Genomic DNA, 17547 nt, shown 5'->3' with positions numbered 1-17547 from the left:
GCGTGCCAACACGTGCTGGAGACATACCCGCTTGGCGGGCAGATCGCACAATCAGGACAGGGGTTCGACCCCCTTGTCACGTCGAGCCAAGGACGCGGAGGTCCTCTCAGGTGGTAGCGACCGTCACCGACGAACAGTTTGCCGCGCGCGCCCTGGTGCGCGACTGGGCCCGCAATTCGACGTCGGGGCCGGGCGGCACCGCGGCGATACGCGACGTGGAGCAGGGCAAGTCCGACGCATGGCGGCCGGTGTTCTCCCGGCTGGCCGAGCTGGGGATCTTCGGCGTCGCGATCCCGGAGGAGCTTGGCGGCGCGGACGGCAGCATCGAAGACCTGTGCGCGATGGTCGAGGAGGCGGCGAAAGCGCTGGTTCCCGGGCCGGTGGCCACCACCGCGCTGGCCACTGTGCTTCTCTCCGAGGCGGGCTCGGATCCCGAGTTGCTGGGCGCCCTCGCCTCCGGGGAACGCTTCGCCGGGCTGGCGCTGGAAGGCGACATCGAGTTCGACGGCGCGACTTCGACGGCGTCGGGCACCCTGCCATTCGCGTTGGGTGTCGCCGAGGGCGCCGTACTCTTGGCGCCGGCCGATGGGAAGTGGCTGCTGATCGACACCAGCGGTGCCGGTGTGCAGATCGAGCCCCTGGCTGCCGGCGACTTCTCCCGGCCGTTGGCCCGGGTGGTGCTGAACTCCGCCCCGGCCGCCGTGGTGTCGGAGAGCCGCGCACGCGTCGAGGAGCTGGCCGCGACGGTGCTGGCGGCCGAGGCGGCCGGCATCACCCGCTGGTCGCTGGAGACCGCCGTCGACTACGCCAAGGTCCGCGAGCAGTTCGGCAAGCCGATCGGTAGCTTCCAGGCCATCAAGCACATCTGCGCCGAGATGCTGTGCCGCGCCGAGCAGGCCGAGGTGGCCGCCGCCGACGCTGCGCGCGCCGCCGCCGAGGGCGACGAGTCCCAGTTCTCCCTAGCCGCGGCCCTGGCCGCGAGCACCGGCATCGCCGCGGTGAAGGCCAACGTCAAGGACTGCATTCAGGTGCTCGGCGGCATCGGCTGCACCTGGGAGCACGACGCGCACCTGTACCTGCGCCGGGCGCATGCCATCGGCCGATTCCTGGGCGGGGCCGAGACCTGGTTGCGCCGCATCACCGCGCTGACCCAGGCGGGTGTGCGGCGCCGGCTGGGGATCGATCTGACCGAGGTGGAGGACCAGCGGGCGGAGATCGCCGCGGCCGTGGCCCAGATCGCCGGGCTGCCCGAGGAGAAGCGGCAGGCGGCCCTGGCCGAGGCGGGCCTGCAGGCGCCGCACTGGCCGCCGCCCTACGGGCGCGGCGCGGGTCCGGCCGAGCAGCTGCTGATCGATCAGGAGCTGGCGGCGGCCGGGGTGGCCCGGCCCGACCTGGTGATCGGCTGGTGGGCGGCGCCGACCATCCTCGAGCACGGCACGCCGGAACAGGTCGAGCGGTTCGTGCCGGGCACCACGCGCGGCGAATTCCTTTGGTGCCAGCTGTTTTCCGAGCCCGGGGCCGGTTCTGACCTGGCCTCGCTGCGCACCAAGGCTGTCCGCACCGACGGGGGCTGGAACCTGACCGGGCAGAAGGTGTGGACGTCGGCCGCGCACAAGGCGAAATGGGGCGTGTGCCTGGCCCGCACCGATCCGGATGCGCCGAAACACAAAGGCATCACCTACTTTTTGGTGGAGATGAGCTCCCCGGGCATCGAGATCCGTCCGCTGCGTGAGATCACCGGTGACTCGTTGTTCAACGAGGTGTTCCTGGACAACGTGTTCGTTCCCGACGAGCTGGTGGTCGGCGAGGTGAACGACGGTTGGAGGCTGGCCCGCACCACGCTGGCCAACGAGCGGGTCGCGATGGCCAACGGAACGGCCCTGGGCAACCCGATGGAGGAACTGCTCGAGCTGCTGGCCGAGCTCGACCTGGACGCCGCTGAGCAAGATCGGTTGGGACGGTTGATCGTTACCGCGCAGACCGGCGCGCTGCTGGACCAGCGGATCGCCCAGCTGGCCGTCGGCGGCCAAGACCCCGGCGCGCAATCCAGCGTGCGCAAGCTCATCGGTGTCCGCTACCGCCAGGCCCTGGCCGAGTTCACGATGGACGTGTCCGAGGGCGGCGGCCTGGTTGACCGCCGGGCGGACGGCGACCGAGCGGTGTTCGACTTCCTCAACACCCGCTGCTTGACCATCGCCGGCGGCACGGAGCAGATCCTGCTCACCGTCGCGGCGGAGCGACTTCTCGGCCTGCCTCGCTAGCCGCCGTTGCGCCGAGCCGTAATCCGGCAGGCCTTACTCGCAATTTCTCTGCAGGATTACAGGGTCGGCGACTACCCCGAATAGGGGTCAGGAGAACGTGGTGACCGCGCAGGTGCTTGGCGACGTGATGTTGACCCCGGAGTAGACCACCTGGATGTGGGTGCAGGCGATGACGTTGTTGTCGGTCTTGGGTTGCCCCGTCTGCCAGTCGGTGGAGTCGATGCGCCCGTTCGTCTGGTACTTCTCCGGCGGGCCCTCACCCATGTAGATGGTGGTGATCTCGTCGGAACCCATCGATTTCATCACCCGCTCGTACTGGCCGTCGGCGTGCGCGTCGAGGTAGGCCAGCCGGTTCGAGGACCGGATCTCGGTGGTTTGCCGGGCCCACAGGCCGGGCGGGAAGCCGGTCACCCCGCCGGGGGTCAGCATGTCCGCCCCGGCGGTGAAATCGCAGTGGCCGTCGGCCTTGAAGCAATTGAGGATGGCCCGCGTCTCCAGCTGGTTGGGCCCGTCGAGCGGGAACAACGTGGTGGCGGTGTTGCTCGACGCCGCGCACACCGCGGCGGGCAGAAACATCGGCATCACTGCGACGACTGCGATGCCCGATACCAGCCGCATCATCGATGCTTCCCTTCCCGCTGACCCAAGGGTGAACTTAACCCTGCGACTATTCGTCGTAGGTGACTTCTACCGAATCAGATTCCGGGTGAGATTGACAGGCCAGGATCAGACCCTCGTCCAGATCCTGCTGCTCGAGCACGTCGTTGACCTCCATGCTGACGTTGCCCTTGCGCAGCGTGCACGCGCACGCGCCGCAGTGACCCTCGCGGCAGGAGAACGGCGCGTCGAGGCCCTTGGCCAGCAAAACGTCGAGCAGCTTGGCGTTGCGCGGCCACGACACGGTGTGCGTTTCGCCGTCCAGTTCGACCACCGCGGTCGCCGGCGGCTCGTCGCCTTCGGCGGTGTCCTCGATCTTCACGGCTGCGAACGGGTCCGAGTCCAGCGACTTGAACACTTCGATATGTACTTGCGGCGCAGGCACTTTCAGTGTTTCCAGCGCTTCTTTCGCCGAGTCCATGAAGGCGCCCGGGCCGCAGATGTACACGGGCCGATCCGTGTAGGGGGCGGCCAGCTTGGCCAGCGCGGCCACGCTGGGCAGGCCCTGCAGCGATTCCAGCCAGTGCAACACCGTGAGCCGGTCGGGATATTTGGCGGACAGCTCGCGCAGGGCTTCGGAGAAGATCACCGACCGGTCGTCGCGGTTGGCGTAGATCAGCGTCACCTGCCCGCTGCCCTCGGCCAGCGCCGACTTGCAGATCGACATGATCGGCGTGATCCCGCTGCCCGCGGCCATCAGCAGGAAGTCGTCGCCCAGCGTCTTGGGGACGAAGTTGCCCGACGGGGCCAGCACGTGGATCCGCATGCCCTTGTGCGCGTGGTCGCACAGCCAGTTGGACGCGTAACCGTCCGCGGTGCGTTTGACCGTGACGGTGAGCGCGTCGTCGGTGAACGGCGAGCTGCACAGCGAGTAGCAGCGGGCCACCGAGCCGGTGCGCTCGCTGGGCACGCGCAGCGTCAGGAACTGGCCCGGCGCGTACCGGAGCCGCTCGGGTGGGATGGTGGGGTCGCCCGCGTCGTCGGGTACCGCGAACACCAGGGACCGCGCATCGTCGGTCTCGGCGATGACCTCGGCGACCTGCAGTTCAAGGACGTGGTCACCGAGAGGCTCGTCCGGAATCGCCTCGGTCAAGGCCCGTCCCTTCCTTTCGTTGCAACTAGAACATGTTACAGAAAAGCGGATTCGTATCGCTACCAGCCGCAGGATTACCCTGCTCGACACAAATCGGAACGTGTTCTAGTCTCTGGTGTAAGTCCGCTGAGTAAGTCTGGCGCAGGAGGCAAACGTAAGTGACGTCCATTCAACAGCGTGATGCGCAGTCGGTTTTGGCTGGCATCGATGATCTGCTCCCGCAGATTCGCGAACGCGCTCAGGCGACGGAGGACCTGCGCCGGCTGCCCGACGAGACCGTTCAGGACCTTCAGGATGTGGGCTTCTTCACCCTGTTGCAGCCCGAGCAGTGGGGCGGGCTGCAGTGCGATCCGACGCTGTTCTACGAGGCGGTGCGGCGGCTGGCCAGCGCGTGTGGTTCCACCGGCTGGGTGAGCTCGATCATCGGCGTGCACAACTGGCACCTGGCGCTGTTCGACCAGCGGGCGCAGGAGGAGGTCTGGGGCGAGGACCCCAAGACACGCGTCTCGTCGTCGTATGCCCCGATGGGTGCCGGCGTGGTGACCGAGGGCGGCTACCTGGTCAACGGTTCGTGGAACTGGTCGTCGGGATGTGACCACGCCACGTGGGCGTTCCTCGGCGGTCCGGTGATCAAGGACGGGCGTCCGGTCGACTTCGGCAGCTTCCTGATCCCGCGCAGCGAGTACCGCATCGACGACGTGTGGCATGTCGTCGGCCTGCGCGGCACGGGCAGCAACACCGTCGTCGTCAAGGACGTCTTCGTGCCGCGGCACCGGTTCCTGTCCTACAAGGCGATGAACGACGGCACCGCGGGCGGATACGAGAACAACACCGCGGCGGTCTACAAGATGCCTTGGGGCACAATGCACCCCACCACGATCTCGGCGCCGATCGTCGGCATGGCCTACGGCGCGTACGACGCGCACGTCGAGCACCAGGGCAAGCGGGTGCGCGCCGCGTTCGCCGGTGAGAAGGCCAAGGACGACCCGTTCGCCAAGGTCCGCATCGCCGAAGCGGCCAGCGACATCGACGCGGCGTGGCGCCAGCTGAGCGGCAACGTCGCCGACGAGTACGCGCTGCTGTCGGCCGGCAAGGAGATCCCGTTCGACCTGCGTGCGCGCGCTCGCCGCGACCAGGTGCGTGCCACCGGCCGCGCCATCGCGTCCATCGACCGCCTGTTCGAGGCTTCCGGCGCCACGGCCCTGGGCAATGACCAACCGGTGCAACGGTTCTGGCGCGACGCACACGCGGGCCGGGTGCATGCGGCTAACGACCCCGAGCGGGCCTACCAGATCTTCGGGAACAACGAGTTCGGGTTGCCGCCCGGCGACACCATGGTCTGATCCATGACTGCGACCGAGGAATTGACCTTCGAGTCCACCTCGCGCTTCGCAGAGGTGGACGTGGATGGGCCGCTGAAGCTGCACTACCACGAGGCGGGCGTGGGCAACGAGCAGACGGTGGTGCTGTTGCACGGCGGCGGCCCGGGTGCGGCGAGTTGGACGAACTTCTCGCGCAACATCCCGGTGCTGGCGCAGCAGTTCCACGTGCTGGCCGTCGACCAGCCCGGCTACGGCCACTCCGACAAGCGCGCCGAGCACGGGCAGTTCAACCACTACGCGGCGCGGGCGCTCAAGGGCCTCTTCGACCAGCTTGGTCTGGGACGCGTTCCGCTGATTGGGAATTCGCTCGGCGGCGGCACCGCGGTCCGGTTCGCGCTCGACTATCCGGACAAGGCCGGGCGCCTGGTGCTGATGGGGCCGGGCGGGGTGAGCGTGAACCTGTTCGCGCCCGACCCGACCGAGGGCGTCAAGCGACTGGGCAAGTTCTCGGCCGAGCCCACCCGCGAAAACCTCGAGGCTTTTCTCCGGGTGATGGTCTACGACCAGAAACTGATCACCGACGAATTGATCGACCAGCGTTTCGAGTTGGCCAGCACGCCCGAATCGCTGACGGCGACCCGTGCGATGGGAATGTCGTTCGCCGGAGCGGATTTCGAGCTCGGGATGATGTGGCGCGAGGTGCATCGGCTGCGTCAGCCGGTGCTGCTGATCTGGGGCCGCGAGGACCGGGTCAACCCGCTGGACGGCGCGCTGGTCGCACTGAAAACCATTCCGCGTGCACAGCTTCACGTTTTCGGGCAATGTGGGCACTGGGCGCAGGTGGAGAAGTTCGACGAGTTCAACAAGCTCACCATCGATTTCCTGGGAGGTGCGCGATGAGCATCTGCTCTCTGGGTTACTTGCGTATCGAGGCCACCGACATGGCGGCCTGGCGCGAGTACGGCCTGAAGGTCCTCGGCATGGTCGAGGGCAAGGGCACGACCGAGGGTGCGCTGTACCTGCGGATGGACGATTTCCCGGCCCGGCTGGTGATCGTGCCCGGTGAGCACGACCGGCTCATCGAAGCGGGCTGGGAATGCGCGAACGCGGCTGGCCTGCAAGAGATCCGGAACCGGCTCGACGTCGAGGGCACGCCCTACAAGGAGGCCACCGCAGCCGAGTTGGCCGATCGCCGGGTGGACGAGATGATCCGGTTCTCCGACCCGTCGGGCAACTGCCTGGAGGTGTTCCACGGCGCCGCCCTGGAGCACCGCCGCGTGGTCAGCCCGTACGGCCACAAGTTCGTCACCGCCGAGCAGGGCCTGGGGCACGTGGTGCTGACCACCCGCGACGACGAAGAGACATTGCACTTCTACCGCGATGTGCTGGACTTCAAGCTGCGCGACTCGATGCGGCTGCCGCCCCAGGTGGTCGGCCGGCCCGCCGACGGTCCGCCGGCCTGGCTGCGGTTCCTGGGCTGCAACCCTCGCCACCACAGCCTGGCGTTCATGCCCGGCCAGACCCCCAGCGGCATCGTGCACCTGATGGTCGAGGTCGAAGAGGCCGACGACGTCGGGCTGTGCCTGGACCGGGCGCTGCGTAAGAAGGTGCCGATGTCGGCGACCCTTGGTCGCCACGTCAACGACCTGATGCTGTCCTTCTACATGAAGACACCCAGCGGGTTCGATGTCGAATTCGGCTGCGAGGGAAGGCAAGTCGAAGACGACGACTGGATCGCCCGGGAAAGCACCGCGATCAGCCTGTGGGGCCACGACTTCAGCGTCGGCTTCAAGGGGTAATTCGAGGTATGACTGCCGCGCCGATCGACCCGCGCACGTTCCGTAGCGTGCTCGGCCAGTTCTGCACCGGGATCACCATCATCACCACCGTGCACGACGACGCCCCGGTCGGCTTCGCCTGCCAGTCCTTCGCGGCGCTGTCTTTGGACCCGCCGCTGGTGCTGTTCTGCCCCACCAAGGTGTCCCGGTCGTGGAAGGCCATCGAGGCGAGCGGCCGGTTCTGCGTCAACATGCTGACCGAGCAGCAGAAGCACGTCTCGGCCCGATTCGGCTCCAAGGAGCCCGACAAGTTCGCCGGGATCGACTGGCACTTCTCTGAACTCGGCTCGCCCATCATCGACGGATCGTTGGCCCACATCGACTGCACGGTGGCTTCCGCGCACGACGGGGGCGATCACTTCGTGGTTTTCGGTGCGGTGCAGTCGCTTTCGGAGGCACCGAAGATCAAGCCCCGGCCGTTGTTGTTCTATCGCGGCGAATACACCGGGATCGAGCCGGACAAGACGACGCCCGCACAGTGGCGCGACGATCTGGAAGCGTTCCTGACCACCACCACGCAGGACACCTGGCTCTGAGCTGCCCCTGCCATCCGCGTGTCTGACCACTGGTAAGGCGGGGTATGTAATACGACGAGGTCGGTAAATCACCCCAGCCCGGGAAGGCGGGTCGTCGTTGATTCGAGTCGGATGCGTTGCTGTGCTCGTCGCCGTTTCGGCGGTATCGGCATTCCTGGCGATCATGGGATCGTGGGGCTGGTGGATCGTGGCGGCGATGATTGCGGCGGTGGCCGCCGTAGGCGCTTACGACCTCATCCAGCGCAGGCACTCCGTTCTGCGCAACTACCCGGTGCTGGGGCATCTGCGGTTCATGTTGGAGGCGCTCCGCCCGGAAGTGCAGCAATACTTCGTTGAACGCAACTTCGACGGCCGGCCATTCGACCGCGACGTCCGCTCGCTGATCTACCAGCGCGCTAAAGGCACCGTCGCCGAGCAGTCATACGGCACCGAGCGCGACATCGATTGGGACGGCTACGAATACCTGGTCCACTCGACAGCCCCGGTCGAACCGCCGCCGGAACCCTACCGGGTTCGAATCGGTGGACCTGACTGCAAGCAGCCCTACGACATCGCCCTGATGAACGTCTCCGCGATGAGTTTCGGTTCGCTGTCCGCAAATGCGCTACGGGCGCTGAACAACGGCGCCCGCAAGGGTCGCTTCGCGCACGACACGGGCGAAGGTGGGCTGACGCCTTACCATCTCGGCGGTGCGGACGTGATCTGGGAAATCGGATCCGGTTACTTCGGAACCCGGACCAAGGACGGTGCGTTCGATCCAGTTCAGTTCGCGGACAAGGCCGCTCACGAATTGGTGAAATGCATCTCGATCAAGCTCAGCCAAGGCGCAAAACCTGGTATCGGTGGCGTCCTTCCAGCGGCAAAGGTCAGCAGGGAGATCGCCGAGTACCGGGGTGTGCCGATGGGCGAGAAGTGTGTGAGCCCGGCGGCACACTCGGAGTTCGCCACTCCACGCGAACTGATCGGCTTTGTGGCGCGGTTGCGTGAGTTGGCCAAGGGCAAGCCGGTGGGCTTCAAATTGTGCGTGGGGTCGAGGACCGACGTGCTGGGGATCTGCAAGGCGATGCTCGCGGAGGGGGTGACACCCGATTTCATCATTGTCGACGGCGCCGAAGGCGGCACCGCCGCCGCGCCGCTGGAATACGAAGACCACGTTGGTCTTCCCCTCACCGATGGGCTGATGATCGTCCACAACGCGCTGGTGGGCACGGGCCTGCGCGACCGGATCCGAATCGGCGCGAGCGGCAAGGTCGCAACCGGAAACGACATCGTCAAACGTCTCATCCAGGGCGCCGATTACACCAACTCCGCCCGGTCGATGATGATGGCGGCAGGCTGCATCCAATCCCAGCGATGCCATACCAACCGCTGCCCGGTAGGGGTGGCCACCCAAGACCCGGCCCGGGCGCGCGCACTGGACGTCGAGGACAAAAGCGAGCGCGTCTACCGCTACCAGCGGGCGACCGTCGCCCAGGCGATGCTGATCATGGGGTCGATGGGCGTCTCCGACCCGTCCATGCTGAACCCCCACATGCTGCGCAAGCGCGTCTCGGCCGTCGAGCAACGCTCGTACGCAGAGCTTTACGAATGGCTGACAACCGGCGTGCTGCTAGAGAATGCTCCTGCGACCTGGCGGTCAGATTGGGACGTAGCCGATCCCGACTCATTCGCTCCGGTCGGTACTTCGCGTCCGACGCTTTTCTAGAGACGCCGGGCTCTGACTCCGATATTTCGCAGGCGCTGGGACGGGAATGCGTGATGCATGCACGCGACCGCGCCATCACAGGTCCGCACGGTCCGGGGCAACCGGACGCTGGTCGACTATCTCAATACGCAAATCGATCGGACAGAGGCGGGCGACGCCGCTCTGCGCCACGGTGCGGCGACGACACCATTCACGACACCCGGGTGGCGATCCGGCGGTTGCGCAGCACCCTGCGGGTGTTCGCCAAAGCGCTGGACGCATCGCTACCGGAGCATGATGACCGCGCTACGACGCTGGCGCGCCGAACCTCCTATCGCCGGGGCCGTGGCGACCGGAACGCTGCGACAGCGGGCGCGCCGCGCACAGCGCAAGGCGGACCGGCGGTTGGCGGCCGCGCTCGATTCGGAAGACGCCGCAATGCTGCACCGAGCGCGCAAAGCGGCCAAGCGTGCCCGCTACGCCGCCGAACTCTGCCAATCTTTGGGCAAGCCAAATCGCGCCACACGAACCATCAAGCGTTACAAGCGGATACAAAGCACGCTGGGCGTTCATCAGGACGCCGTCGTCGCCGCGGAAGCGCTCCGTAGGATGGATTGGCGGCGGGAACCACGGTCGGAGAGAAGGCTTCACCTTTGGCATGATGTATGCGCGCGAACGGCAGATCGCTAGCGAATGCCGTCACGACGCCCGGCAGCTCTGACCGGCCGCGGCAAAAGCGGTGACTATCGCGTGTCGCGATAGTCGGAGGATTTGCCGTGCTGCGGCACGTCGGCGTCGGTTGGCTGTTCTCCGCTCCGCGCGGTATCGCGCTCGGAGCCGGATTGATCCGTGGCCGCACCCCGGTCGGCGTCCACCCTCGGGTCGATCCTGTCGGCGCGCTCCCATTGCTCTTGGACTTGTTCGCGTGACGTCGCGGCTGCGCTCTGGTGCGCGCCCGCCCGGTCCTGCAGTCGCGCTGCCTCCGCGGCCTTGGCCTCGGCCTCCGCCTGCGCGGCACGCGCCTTTGCTGCCGTCTCCGCGGCAAGCGCCTCACGGCGTTCGACCTTCTCCGTCTGCACACTGGCCTCTTGACGGATCTGTGCGGCTTGGCGCTGACGGCGGTGGATCGTGGCCCTCCTGGCCACGATGATCAGGACAACGATCAAGACGACCGCTACTGCGGCGATCACTATCCAGGCGATCTGGTGGGTACTCATGGCGAGCTCCGTTTGATGTATCGATCTTTGCTATTTCCGGGCTGGCCCGTCCTAGTCGATTGCCCTCTTCGGCACGAATCAAACAAGACGAACGGTTACCCCGAGGTCAGCCACGTCTCGCCGATGGTCCCTTGATCCGCAATCGGCAGCTTGGAAATTCGACCGCACCAGGATGTTGGGGCTCGCCGGCTCGGACAGAATGGTGTCATGACGCTTGACCTGGACGGGTACTTCGACCGCATCGACTATCGCGGCGCCGCCGAGCCGACCCTCGAGGTGCTGCAGGATCTGATGACCGCGCACACGGGGTCGATCCCGTTCGAGAACCTCGACCCGCTGATGGGCGTGCCGGTCGACGACCTGAGCCCGGAAGCCCTGACCGACAAGCTGGTCCGCCGCCGCCGCGGCGGTTACTGCTACGAGCAGAACGGCCTGATGGGGTACGTGCTGACGGAGATCGGGTTCCGGGTGCGACGGTTGGCCGGCCGGGTTGTCTGGATGCTGCCGCCCAACAGCCCCCTGGGCGCCCAGACGCACACGGTGCTGGCGGTGACGTTCCCGGGATCGCAGGGTTCGTTCCTGGTAGACGTCGGGTTCGGTGGCCAGACCCTGACCTCACCCATTCGCTTTCAGACCGGGAACGCGCAGCAGACCACGCACGAGCCGTACCGGCTCAACGACCGCTGCGACGGCCTGGTCCTGCAAGCCCTGGTCCGCGACGAGTGGCAACCGCTCTACGTTTTCGGCACCCAGGCCGTGCCGCAGGTCGATCTGCGGGTAGGCAGCTGGTACGTGTCCACGCACCCGTCGTCGATCTTCGTCACCGGCCTGATGGTCGCGCGGACCACCGCCGACGCCCGCTACAACCTGGCCGGGCGGAACCTCACCATCCATCGCGCCGACGGTAGCGAGAAGATCCGCCTCGACGACGCGGCCGCCGTCATCGAGGTGCTCATCGAGCGGTTCGGCATCGACGTGGCGGGCATCGGCGACCGCGGCGCGCTCGAGGCGCGCATCGCGCAGGTGCTCGACGCGTAGGCGGTCGGCCGCCTTTCGCTAGCGGGCCGACAGCCAGGGACCGAGGCGCCGCACCGCTTCCTCGATGTCGTTCGTCGGGCCCGCGAAAGACAGCCGCACGTACGAGCTTCCGCGCACGGTGTCGAAGTCGATGCCCGGTGCGATTGCAACGCCGGTCTGTGCCAACAACTTTGAACAGAACTCCATCGAGTTGTCGGTGAATTCCGAGACGTCGGCGTACACGTAGAAGGCACCGTCGGTCGGGGCCAGCCGTCCGATGCCGATGCTGCGCAGCCCGTTGAGCACCAGCGAGCGATTGGTCGCGTAGTGATGCAGGTGGCCGTCGGCTTCGGCGGTGGCCTCCGGGGTGAAGGCCGCCACCGCGGCGAGTTGGGACAGCACGGGCGGGCAGATGGTGAAGTTTCCGGTGAGGCAGTCCACCGCGCGGCGCAGCTCGGGCGGCACCAGCAGCCAGCCCAGCCGCCAGCCCGTCATTGCGTAGTACTTCGAAAAGCTGTTGACCACCACCGCATTTCGCGATGTCTGCCACGCGCAGCTGGTCTGCGGTGCCCCTTCGTAGACCAGGCCGTGGTAGACCTCGTCGCTGATCAGCCGCGCTCCGGACGCGTCGCACCAGGACGCGATGGCGGCCAGCTCCGCCGGCGCGATGACCGTGCCCGTGGGATTGGCCGGGCTCGCCACGATGACCCCCTGCACCGGCGGGTCGAGCTCGGCGAGCATCTGCGCGGTCGGCTGGAAACGCGTCTCGGGGCCGCAGGGGATCTCCACGACCTCACATCCCAACGCCGACAGGATGTTTCGGTAGCACGGGTAGCCGGGGCTGGCCAGCGCCACCCGGTCACCGACGTCGAAGCACGCGAGGAAAGTGAGCAGGAAGCCGCCCGAGGAGCCCGTGGTGATCACCACCGCGTCGGGTTCGACGTCGAGCCCGTGCTGGCGCTGATAGTCTGCGGCGATCGCGGCGCGGAGGTCGGGCGTGCCCAACGACACCGAGTAACCGAGCTCGTTGGAATGCACGGCGGCGGCCGCGGCCGCGCGCACTGGCTCGGGCGCCCCCACGCTGGGCTGGCCCGCCGACAGGTTGACCAGGTCGCCGTGGCTGCGCTGGCGTTCCGCGGCCGCCAGCCAGACATCCATCACGTAAAACGGTGGAATGCCGGCGCGCAGCGAGACACGGTCGGTCACGGCGTCTTGAGTACCTCGGATTCCAGTCGCTTAAGCAATTCTTGCGACGAATCCAGCAGATGCGCGCTGCCGTGGGCACGCTTGAAGTACAGGTGCATGTCGTGCTCCCAGGTGATCGCGATGCCGCCGTGCAGCTGAATGCCCTCGGCGGCCACCGTATTCAGCGCCTCGGTCGCGGCCAGGCGGGCGGCGGCGGCGTTGGTGGGAGTGGCGTCATCGCACGCGTCGGCGACGACGGTCTTCGCGGCGGCGACGGTGACGTACAGGTCGGCCATCCGATGCTTGAGGGCCTGGAAGCTGCCGATCGGCCGGCCGAATTGCACTCGGTCCTTGGCGTATTCGACGGTCAGTTCCAAACAGCGCTCGGCGGCGCCGACCTGCTCGGCGGCCAGCAGGACGGCCGCCTTGTCCGCCAGCCCCGGGTCGGTGCCGATCGACTCGGTCTCCTCGGCTGTCAGTCGCGCCAGCCGCCGGGTCGGGTCCATGGCGGTGACGGGCTCCGCACCGAATCGCGTCCACCTGCTCACCTTGCCGTCCTCGACGGCGACCACGACGTCCGCGACATCGCCGTTCACCACGTAGTCGGGATCGAGCACCAGGGCGCCGATCGAGGTGCCCTCGGCGAGACCTTCCAGCGCCGCGGCGTCCGGCTCGGTCGCGCTCAACAGCGCCAGCTCGGCGAGGGTGGTGCCCAGCAGCGGCGAGGGCACCAGGGCGCGGCCGAGCTCCTGCAAAACGGCTGCGGCGTCGGCTAATTCGCCGCCCGCGCCGCCCAACTCCTCGGGTATCACCAGGGCCGCGGCGCCGACCTGCTCGCACAGCAGCTGCCACAGTGATTCGTCGTAGCCGCGGTCGGATTCCATGGCCGCGCGTACGGCCGCCGGGCCAGCGTGCTTGGCCACCAGGGCGGCGACGGTCTCGCGGAGTAGCTCGCGTTCTTCAGTCATGGGCGCCGCTCCTCCTCATCGCCTTCTTGCTCTGCATCGTCGCGGCGCGGGTGGTACTCATAGCGCCTCCAGCACTCGCCGCCGATGTCCCTCCGGCGTCCCCCAGGCCGACCGCAGTGCCTGCACCCGCAGCAGCAACAGCGACAGGTCGTGCTCCTGGGTGAAACCGATTGCGCCGTGGGTCTGCAACGCCGACCGCGCCGCCAGCAGCCCCGCCTCGGACGCGGCCGCCTTGGCCGCGCTGACATCGCGCGGGTCCATCGTCAGCGCCGCGCCGTAGACCAGCGGCCGAGCCAGTTCGATGGCGATGTGCACGTCGGCGAGCTTGTGCTTGATCGCCTGGTACGAGCCGATCACCCGGCCGAACTGGGTGCGCTGCTTGGCGTAGTCGACCGCGCCGTCGCGCAGCGCCTCGGCCGCACCGATCAGCTGGGCCGCGGTGGCCAGTGCGCCGAATTCGTAGGCGCGCTTGACTATTCCTTCCGGAACCTGCCAGCTTCTGCCGGCCGCGGTCACGTCGGAGAGCTTCCGGCTGGGGTCGACGGACTCGTGGACCTCACCCGGTGTCGCCTCGGCGACGCCGTCCTCGCCGGCCAGCAGCACCAGGTCGGCGATGTCGGCGTCGACGGCACGCGGCGTCTGCGGCGGCAGCGCGACGGTGGCGATCAGCTCACCGGACGCCAATCCGGCGCAGCGCTCGGCGTGATCGTCAGAGGCGAGCAATACTGGTGCCACGGCGATGGATTCGGCCACCGGTCCCGGCACGCACCAACGCCCGAGGCGCTCGATCGCGACGACGAGATCGACCGGATGGGCCTCGATGCCGTCGAATTTCTCCGGCACGGCCAGGGCGGTGACGCCGAGGTTGGCCAGCTGCTCCCACACCTTGCGGCCCGGTGCGGTATCGCCCGCGGACCACGCGCGCACCGCGCCGGGCAGATCCGCCGCGCCGAGCGCGGCGTCGATGCTGGCCGCGAAGTCGCGCTGCTGTTCGTCTAGCGCAAATTTCACTTCTTGCCCCCGGACTTCTCGCGCGGCAGGCCCAGCAACCGCTCGGAGATGATGTTGCGCTGAATCTCGTTGGTACCGGCGTAGATCGGGCCGCCCAACGCGAACAGCAGGCCCTCGGTCCACCGGCTGGTGAGCTCGCCGTCGGCGGCCAGCAGGTCGAGCGCGGTCTGGTGCAGTTCGACGTCGAGGTCAGACCAGAACACCTTGGTCACCGACGATTCGGCGCCCAGCTCGCCGCCGAGGGCCAGCCGCGTCACCGTGCCGAAGGTCTGCAGCCGGTAGGCCTGCGCCTTGATCCAGCCGTCGGCGACCCGGTCGGCGAACGCGTCGGGTGAGCCACTGTCCTTCCACAGCTGCACCAGCCGCTCCGCGGTGGCCAGGAAGCGGGCCGGGCTGCGCAGCGACATGCCGCGCTCGTTGCTCGACGTGCTCATGGCCGCGCGCCAGCCCTCGTGCGGGGTGCCGATCACGTCCTCGTCGGGAACGAACACGTCATCGAGGAAGATCTCGCCGAACCCGGTGTCGCCGCCCAGCTGGACAATGGGCCGCACCGTGACGCCCCGGGCCTTCAGGTCGAACATGAAGTAGGTCAGCCCGTTGTGCCGCTCGGCGCCGGGGTCGGAGCGGAACAGCCCAAAACCGCGCTCGGCGAACGGCGCCCGCGAGCTCCAGATCTTCTGCCCGTTGAGCAGCCAGCCGCCGTCGGTCTGGGTGGCGGTGGACCGCAGCGACGCCAGGTCGCTGCCGGACTCGGGCTCCGACCACGCCTGGGCCCAAATCTCCTCGCCGCTGGCCATTTTCGGCAGGATGCGCATCCGCTGTTCCTCGGTGCCGTGCGCGAACAGCGTCGGCGCCAGCATCGAGGTGCCGTTGGCGCTGGCCCGGCCCGGCGCGCCGGCCCGGAAGTACTCCTCCTCGAACACGACCCAGTGCAGCAGCGGAGCGTCACGGCCCCCGTACTTCTTCGGCCAGTTGATCACCGAGAGCCCGGCGTCGAACAGCACGCGGTCCCAATGCCGGTGCTGGTCGAAGCCTTCGGCGTTGTCGTATGACTTCGTCGGGATCGAATCGGCGTTGGCCGACAGGAATTCCCGCACTTCGGCCTGGAAGGCCAGGGTGTCTTCATCGAGTTCCAGATCCATTAGTCCTGCTCTCGAAGTTGTGGTTTGACCACCTTGCCGCCCGCATTGCGCGGCAACGCGTCGACGAACCGCACCGACCGCGGTGCCTTGAAGTTCGCCAGATGCTCACGGGTGTAAGCGATCACGGATTGTTCGTCGAGTTGGGCGCCGGGCCGGGTCACCAGGTATGCCCTGCCCACTTCGCCGAGCCGCTCGTCAGGGACTCCGATCACGGCGGCGTCGGCCACGCCGTCCATGCGCGCCAGCACCTGCTCGACCTCGGCGGGGTAGACGTTGAATCCACCGCAGATGTACATGTCTTTCAGCCGGTCGGTGATCCGCAGGTTGCCGGCGGCGTCGACGGCGCCGATGTCACCGGTGTGCAGCCACCCGTCGGCGTCGATGGCGGCCGCGGTGGCGTCCGGGTCTTCGAGGTAGCCCAGCATCACGTTCGGCCCGCGCAGCAACACCTCGCCCGATTCCCCGGGTGAGTCGGCGTCGATGCGCAGTTCGAAGTCGGCGAAGGGCCGGCCGCAGGTGGTGGCCACGGTGACGGCGTCGTCGTCGGCGCGGCACATGGTGCCCATGCCGTTGGCCTCGGTCAGCCCGTAGGCGGTCAGCACGATGTCGATGTCGAGTTCGGATTGCATGCGCTCGACGAGCACGACCGGCACGGTCGCGGCGCCGGTCACCGCGAACCGCAGTGAGCTCAGGTCGTAGTCGCTGCGCGCCGGGTGGTCCAGCAGCGTCTGGTAGATGGTGGGTGGCCCGGGCAACACCGTGATGCGGTGTTGCTCGATGGCTTGCAGCGCGCGCAGCGGGTCGAAGGTCAGATGCGGGATCAGCGTCGCGCCGGTCTGCAGGCAGGCCAGGATGCCGGCCTTGTAGCCGAAGTTGTGAAAGAACGGGTTGATGCACAGGTAGCGGTCGTCACTGGTGATCTTGCCGTTGGCCGCCCAGGCCGCCGAGGCCGACAGCGACTGCCGGTGCGCGCACAACACGCCTTTGCTGCGGCCGGTGGTACCGGACGTGAAGAGGATGTCGCTCACGTCATCGGGTACGACGGCGGACGCGCGAGCGGCAACCGCGTCGAGGTCGTTGCCGCGCGCGACGAATTCGTCCCAGGTTCCGTCGTCGGCGTCGATCGGTATCCGCACGATGTGCCGCAGCGCGGGCAGCGCCGCACGGTCCAGGTCGGCGATGCGATCGTTGCCCAGGAATCGGCCCATCCCGAACAGCACGGGCGCGCCAGTGCGGGCCAGGATGTCGCTGGCCTCGGCGGCGGTGTAGCGGGTGTTCAGCGGCACCATCGCCGCTCCGGCGTGGTGGATCGCCAGGCAGGCCACCACCCAATGCCAGGTGTTCGGCGACCAGACCGCCACCCGGTCGCCCGCCCGCACGCCGAGGTCGATCAGGGCGGCGGCGGCGCGACGCACTTCGTCGCGCAGCGCGGCCGCGGTGAAGGACCGTTCGTCGGTGATCAACGCGTCGTGATCGGGGAGCTGGCCCGCGAAACGATCCAGCGCCGCGGGCACCGTGCGCGGATCGTTGGTCATCGAATGCTCCTAAGAGTTCCGTCCGCGAAGCGCAGTCACCGACGGTCTAACAAAGCAAGTGCTTGGTAGGTTAGCCTACAG

Annotated in this window: 16 protein-coding genes and 1 pseudogene; 9 read left to right on the top strand and 8 right to left on the bottom strand. The window is 67.7% G+C overall.

What is annotated here, in order from left to right; genetic code table 11:
- The first annotated feature begins 110 nt into the window (after positions 1-110).
- Positions 111-2261, top strand: a complete 2151-nt coding sequence (locus B8W69_RS23805; RefSeq protein WP_085292189.1) for an acyl-CoA dehydrogenase family protein — start codon at positions 111-113, stop codon at positions 2259-2261.
- An 87-nt stretch (positions 2262-2348) separates the two neighbouring features.
- On the opposite strand, the gene B8W69_RS23800 is transcribed toward B8W69_RS23805, so the two are convergent.
- Together B8W69_RS23800 and B8W69_RS23795 are read right to left on the bottom strand one after the other, a co-directional pair.
- Positions 2349-2882: a hypothetical protein gene (locus tag B8W69_RS23800; RefSeq protein WP_085292188.1), complete on the bottom strand. Its 534-nt coding sequence runs from the start codon at positions 2880-2882 to the stop codon at positions 2349-2351.
- Positions 2883-2928: 46 nt separating this feature from the next.
- Positions 2929-4011, bottom strand: coding sequence for a ferredoxin--NADP reductase (locus tag B8W69_RS23795; RefSeq protein ID WP_085292187.1), 1083 nt, complete (start codon positions 4009-4011; stop codon positions 2929-2931).
- Positions 4012-4169: 158 nt separating this feature from the next.
- On the opposite strand from B8W69_RS23795, the gene hsaA reads away from it, so the two are divergent.
- The 7 genes and pseudogenes from hsaA (at position 4170) to B8W69_RS32110 (ending at position 10081) form a co-directional block, all read left to right on the top strand.
- Positions 4170-5354, top strand: a complete 1185-nt coding sequence (hsaA, locus tag B8W69_RS23790; protein ID WP_085292186.1) for a 3-hydroxy-9,10-secoandrosta-1,3,5(10)-triene-9,17-dione monooxygenase oxygenase subunit — start codon at positions 4170-4172, stop codon at positions 5352-5354.
- Positions 5355-5357: 3 nt separating this feature from the next.
- The gene (gene hsaD, locus B8W69_RS23785; RefSeq protein WP_085292185.1) at positions 5358-6233 is read left to right on the top strand and encodes a 4,5:9,10-diseco-3-hydroxy-5,9,17-trioxoandrosta-1(10),2-diene-4-oate hydrolase; all 876 of its coding nucleotides are present in this window, start codon (positions 5358-5360) and stop codon (positions 6231-6233) included.
- Complete coding sequence (gene hsaC, locus B8W69_RS23780; protein ID WP_085292184.1) at positions 6230-7132, top strand: iron-dependent extradiol dioxygenase HsaC; 903 nt, start codon at positions 6230-6232, stop codon at positions 7130-7132. Before hsaD ends, hsaC begins: the two co-directional genes overlap by 4 nt.
- 8 nt (positions 7133-7140) lie before the next feature.
- Positions 7141-7707 (top strand): 3-hydroxy-9,10-secoandrosta-1,3,5(10)-triene-9,17-dione monooxygenase reductase subunit, encoded by a 567-nt coding sequence (gene hsaB, locus B8W69_RS23775; RefSeq protein WP_085292183.1) that lies wholly within the window; start codon positions 7141-7143, stop codon positions 7705-7707.
- A gap of 163 nt (positions 7708-7870) precedes the next feature.
- Entirely contained in the window at positions 7871-9412 is a 1542-nt protein-coding gene (locus tag B8W69_RS23770) for an FMN-binding glutamate synthase family protein (RefSeq protein WP_342744713.1), read from the top strand.
- Positions 9295-9663, top strand: a pseudogene (locus tag B8W69_RS32115) (hypothetical protein); the annotation flags it as partial. The gene B8W69_RS23770 and the pseudogene B8W69_RS32115, both read left to right, overlap by 118 nt.
- Positions 9664-9685: 22 nt before the next feature.
- Complete coding sequence (locus tag B8W69_RS32110) at positions 9686-10081, top strand: CHAD domain-containing protein (protein WP_369332970.1); 396 nt, start codon at positions 9686-9688, stop codon at positions 10079-10081.
- Between the two features lie 53 nt (positions 10082-10134).
- Here the strand turns inward: B8W69_RS32110 and B8W69_RS23760 are convergent, their stop codons facing one another.
- Positions 10135-10608 (bottom strand): hypothetical protein, encoded by a 474-nt coding sequence (locus tag B8W69_RS23760; RefSeq protein WP_085292180.1) that lies wholly within the window; start codon positions 10606-10608, stop codon positions 10135-10137.
- Positions 10609-10815: 207 nt separating this feature from the next.
- On the opposite strand from B8W69_RS23760, the gene B8W69_RS23755 reads away from it, so the two are divergent.
- Complete coding sequence (locus B8W69_RS23755) at positions 10816-11646, top strand: arylamine N-acetyltransferase family protein (RefSeq protein WP_085292179.1); 831 nt, start codon at positions 10816-10818, stop codon at positions 11644-11646.
- An 18-nt stretch (positions 11647-11664) separates the two neighbouring features.
- On the opposite strand, the gene B8W69_RS23750 is transcribed toward B8W69_RS23755, so the two are convergent.
- Genes B8W69_RS23750 through fadD3 form a run of 5 tightly spaced genes read right to left on the bottom strand, consistent with a single transcriptional unit; the run spans position 11665 to position 17466 of the window.
- Entirely contained in the window at positions 11665-12831 is a 1167-nt protein-coding gene (locus tag B8W69_RS23750) for a pyridoxal phosphate-dependent aminotransferase (protein WP_085292178.1), read from the bottom strand.
- Complete coding sequence (gene ipdE2 / locus B8W69_RS23745; protein WP_085292177.1) at positions 12828-13778, bottom strand: acyl-CoA dehydrogenase IpdE2; 951 nt, start codon at positions 13776-13778, stop codon at positions 12828-12830. Before ipdE2 ends, B8W69_RS23750 begins: the two co-directional genes overlap by 4 nt.
- Positions 13779-13835: 57 nt before the next feature.
- The gene (locus tag B8W69_RS23740) at positions 13836-14789 is read right to left on the bottom strand and encodes an acyl-CoA dehydrogenase family protein (RefSeq protein WP_085292176.1); all 954 of its coding nucleotides are present in this window, start codon (positions 14787-14789) and stop codon (positions 13836-13838) included.
- Complete coding sequence (locus B8W69_RS23735; protein WP_085292175.1) at positions 14786-15931, bottom strand: acyl-CoA dehydrogenase family protein; 1146 nt, start codon at positions 15929-15931, stop codon at positions 14786-14788. Before B8W69_RS23735 ends, B8W69_RS23740 begins: the two co-directional genes overlap by 4 nt.
- Positions 15931-17466: a 3-((3aS,4S,7aS)-7a-methyl-1,5-dioxo-octahydro-1H-inden-4-yl)propanoate--CoA ligase FadD3 gene (gene fadD3 / locus B8W69_RS23730; RefSeq protein WP_085292174.1), complete on the bottom strand. Its 1536-nt coding sequence runs from the start codon at positions 17464-17466 to the stop codon at positions 15931-15933. Before fadD3 ends, B8W69_RS23735 begins: the two co-directional genes overlap by 1 nt.
- Positions 17467-17547 lie beyond the last annotated feature (81 nt).

This window comes from Mycolicibacterium vulneris, assembly GCF_002104765.1.
Taxonomy (GTDB): domain Bacteria; phylum Actinomycetota; class Actinomycetes; order Mycobacteriales; family Mycobacteriaceae; genus Mycobacterium; species Mycobacterium vulneris.
Note: the sequence above shows the minus strand (reverse complement) of the source record. Positions and strands in the feature narration are given on the sequence as shown.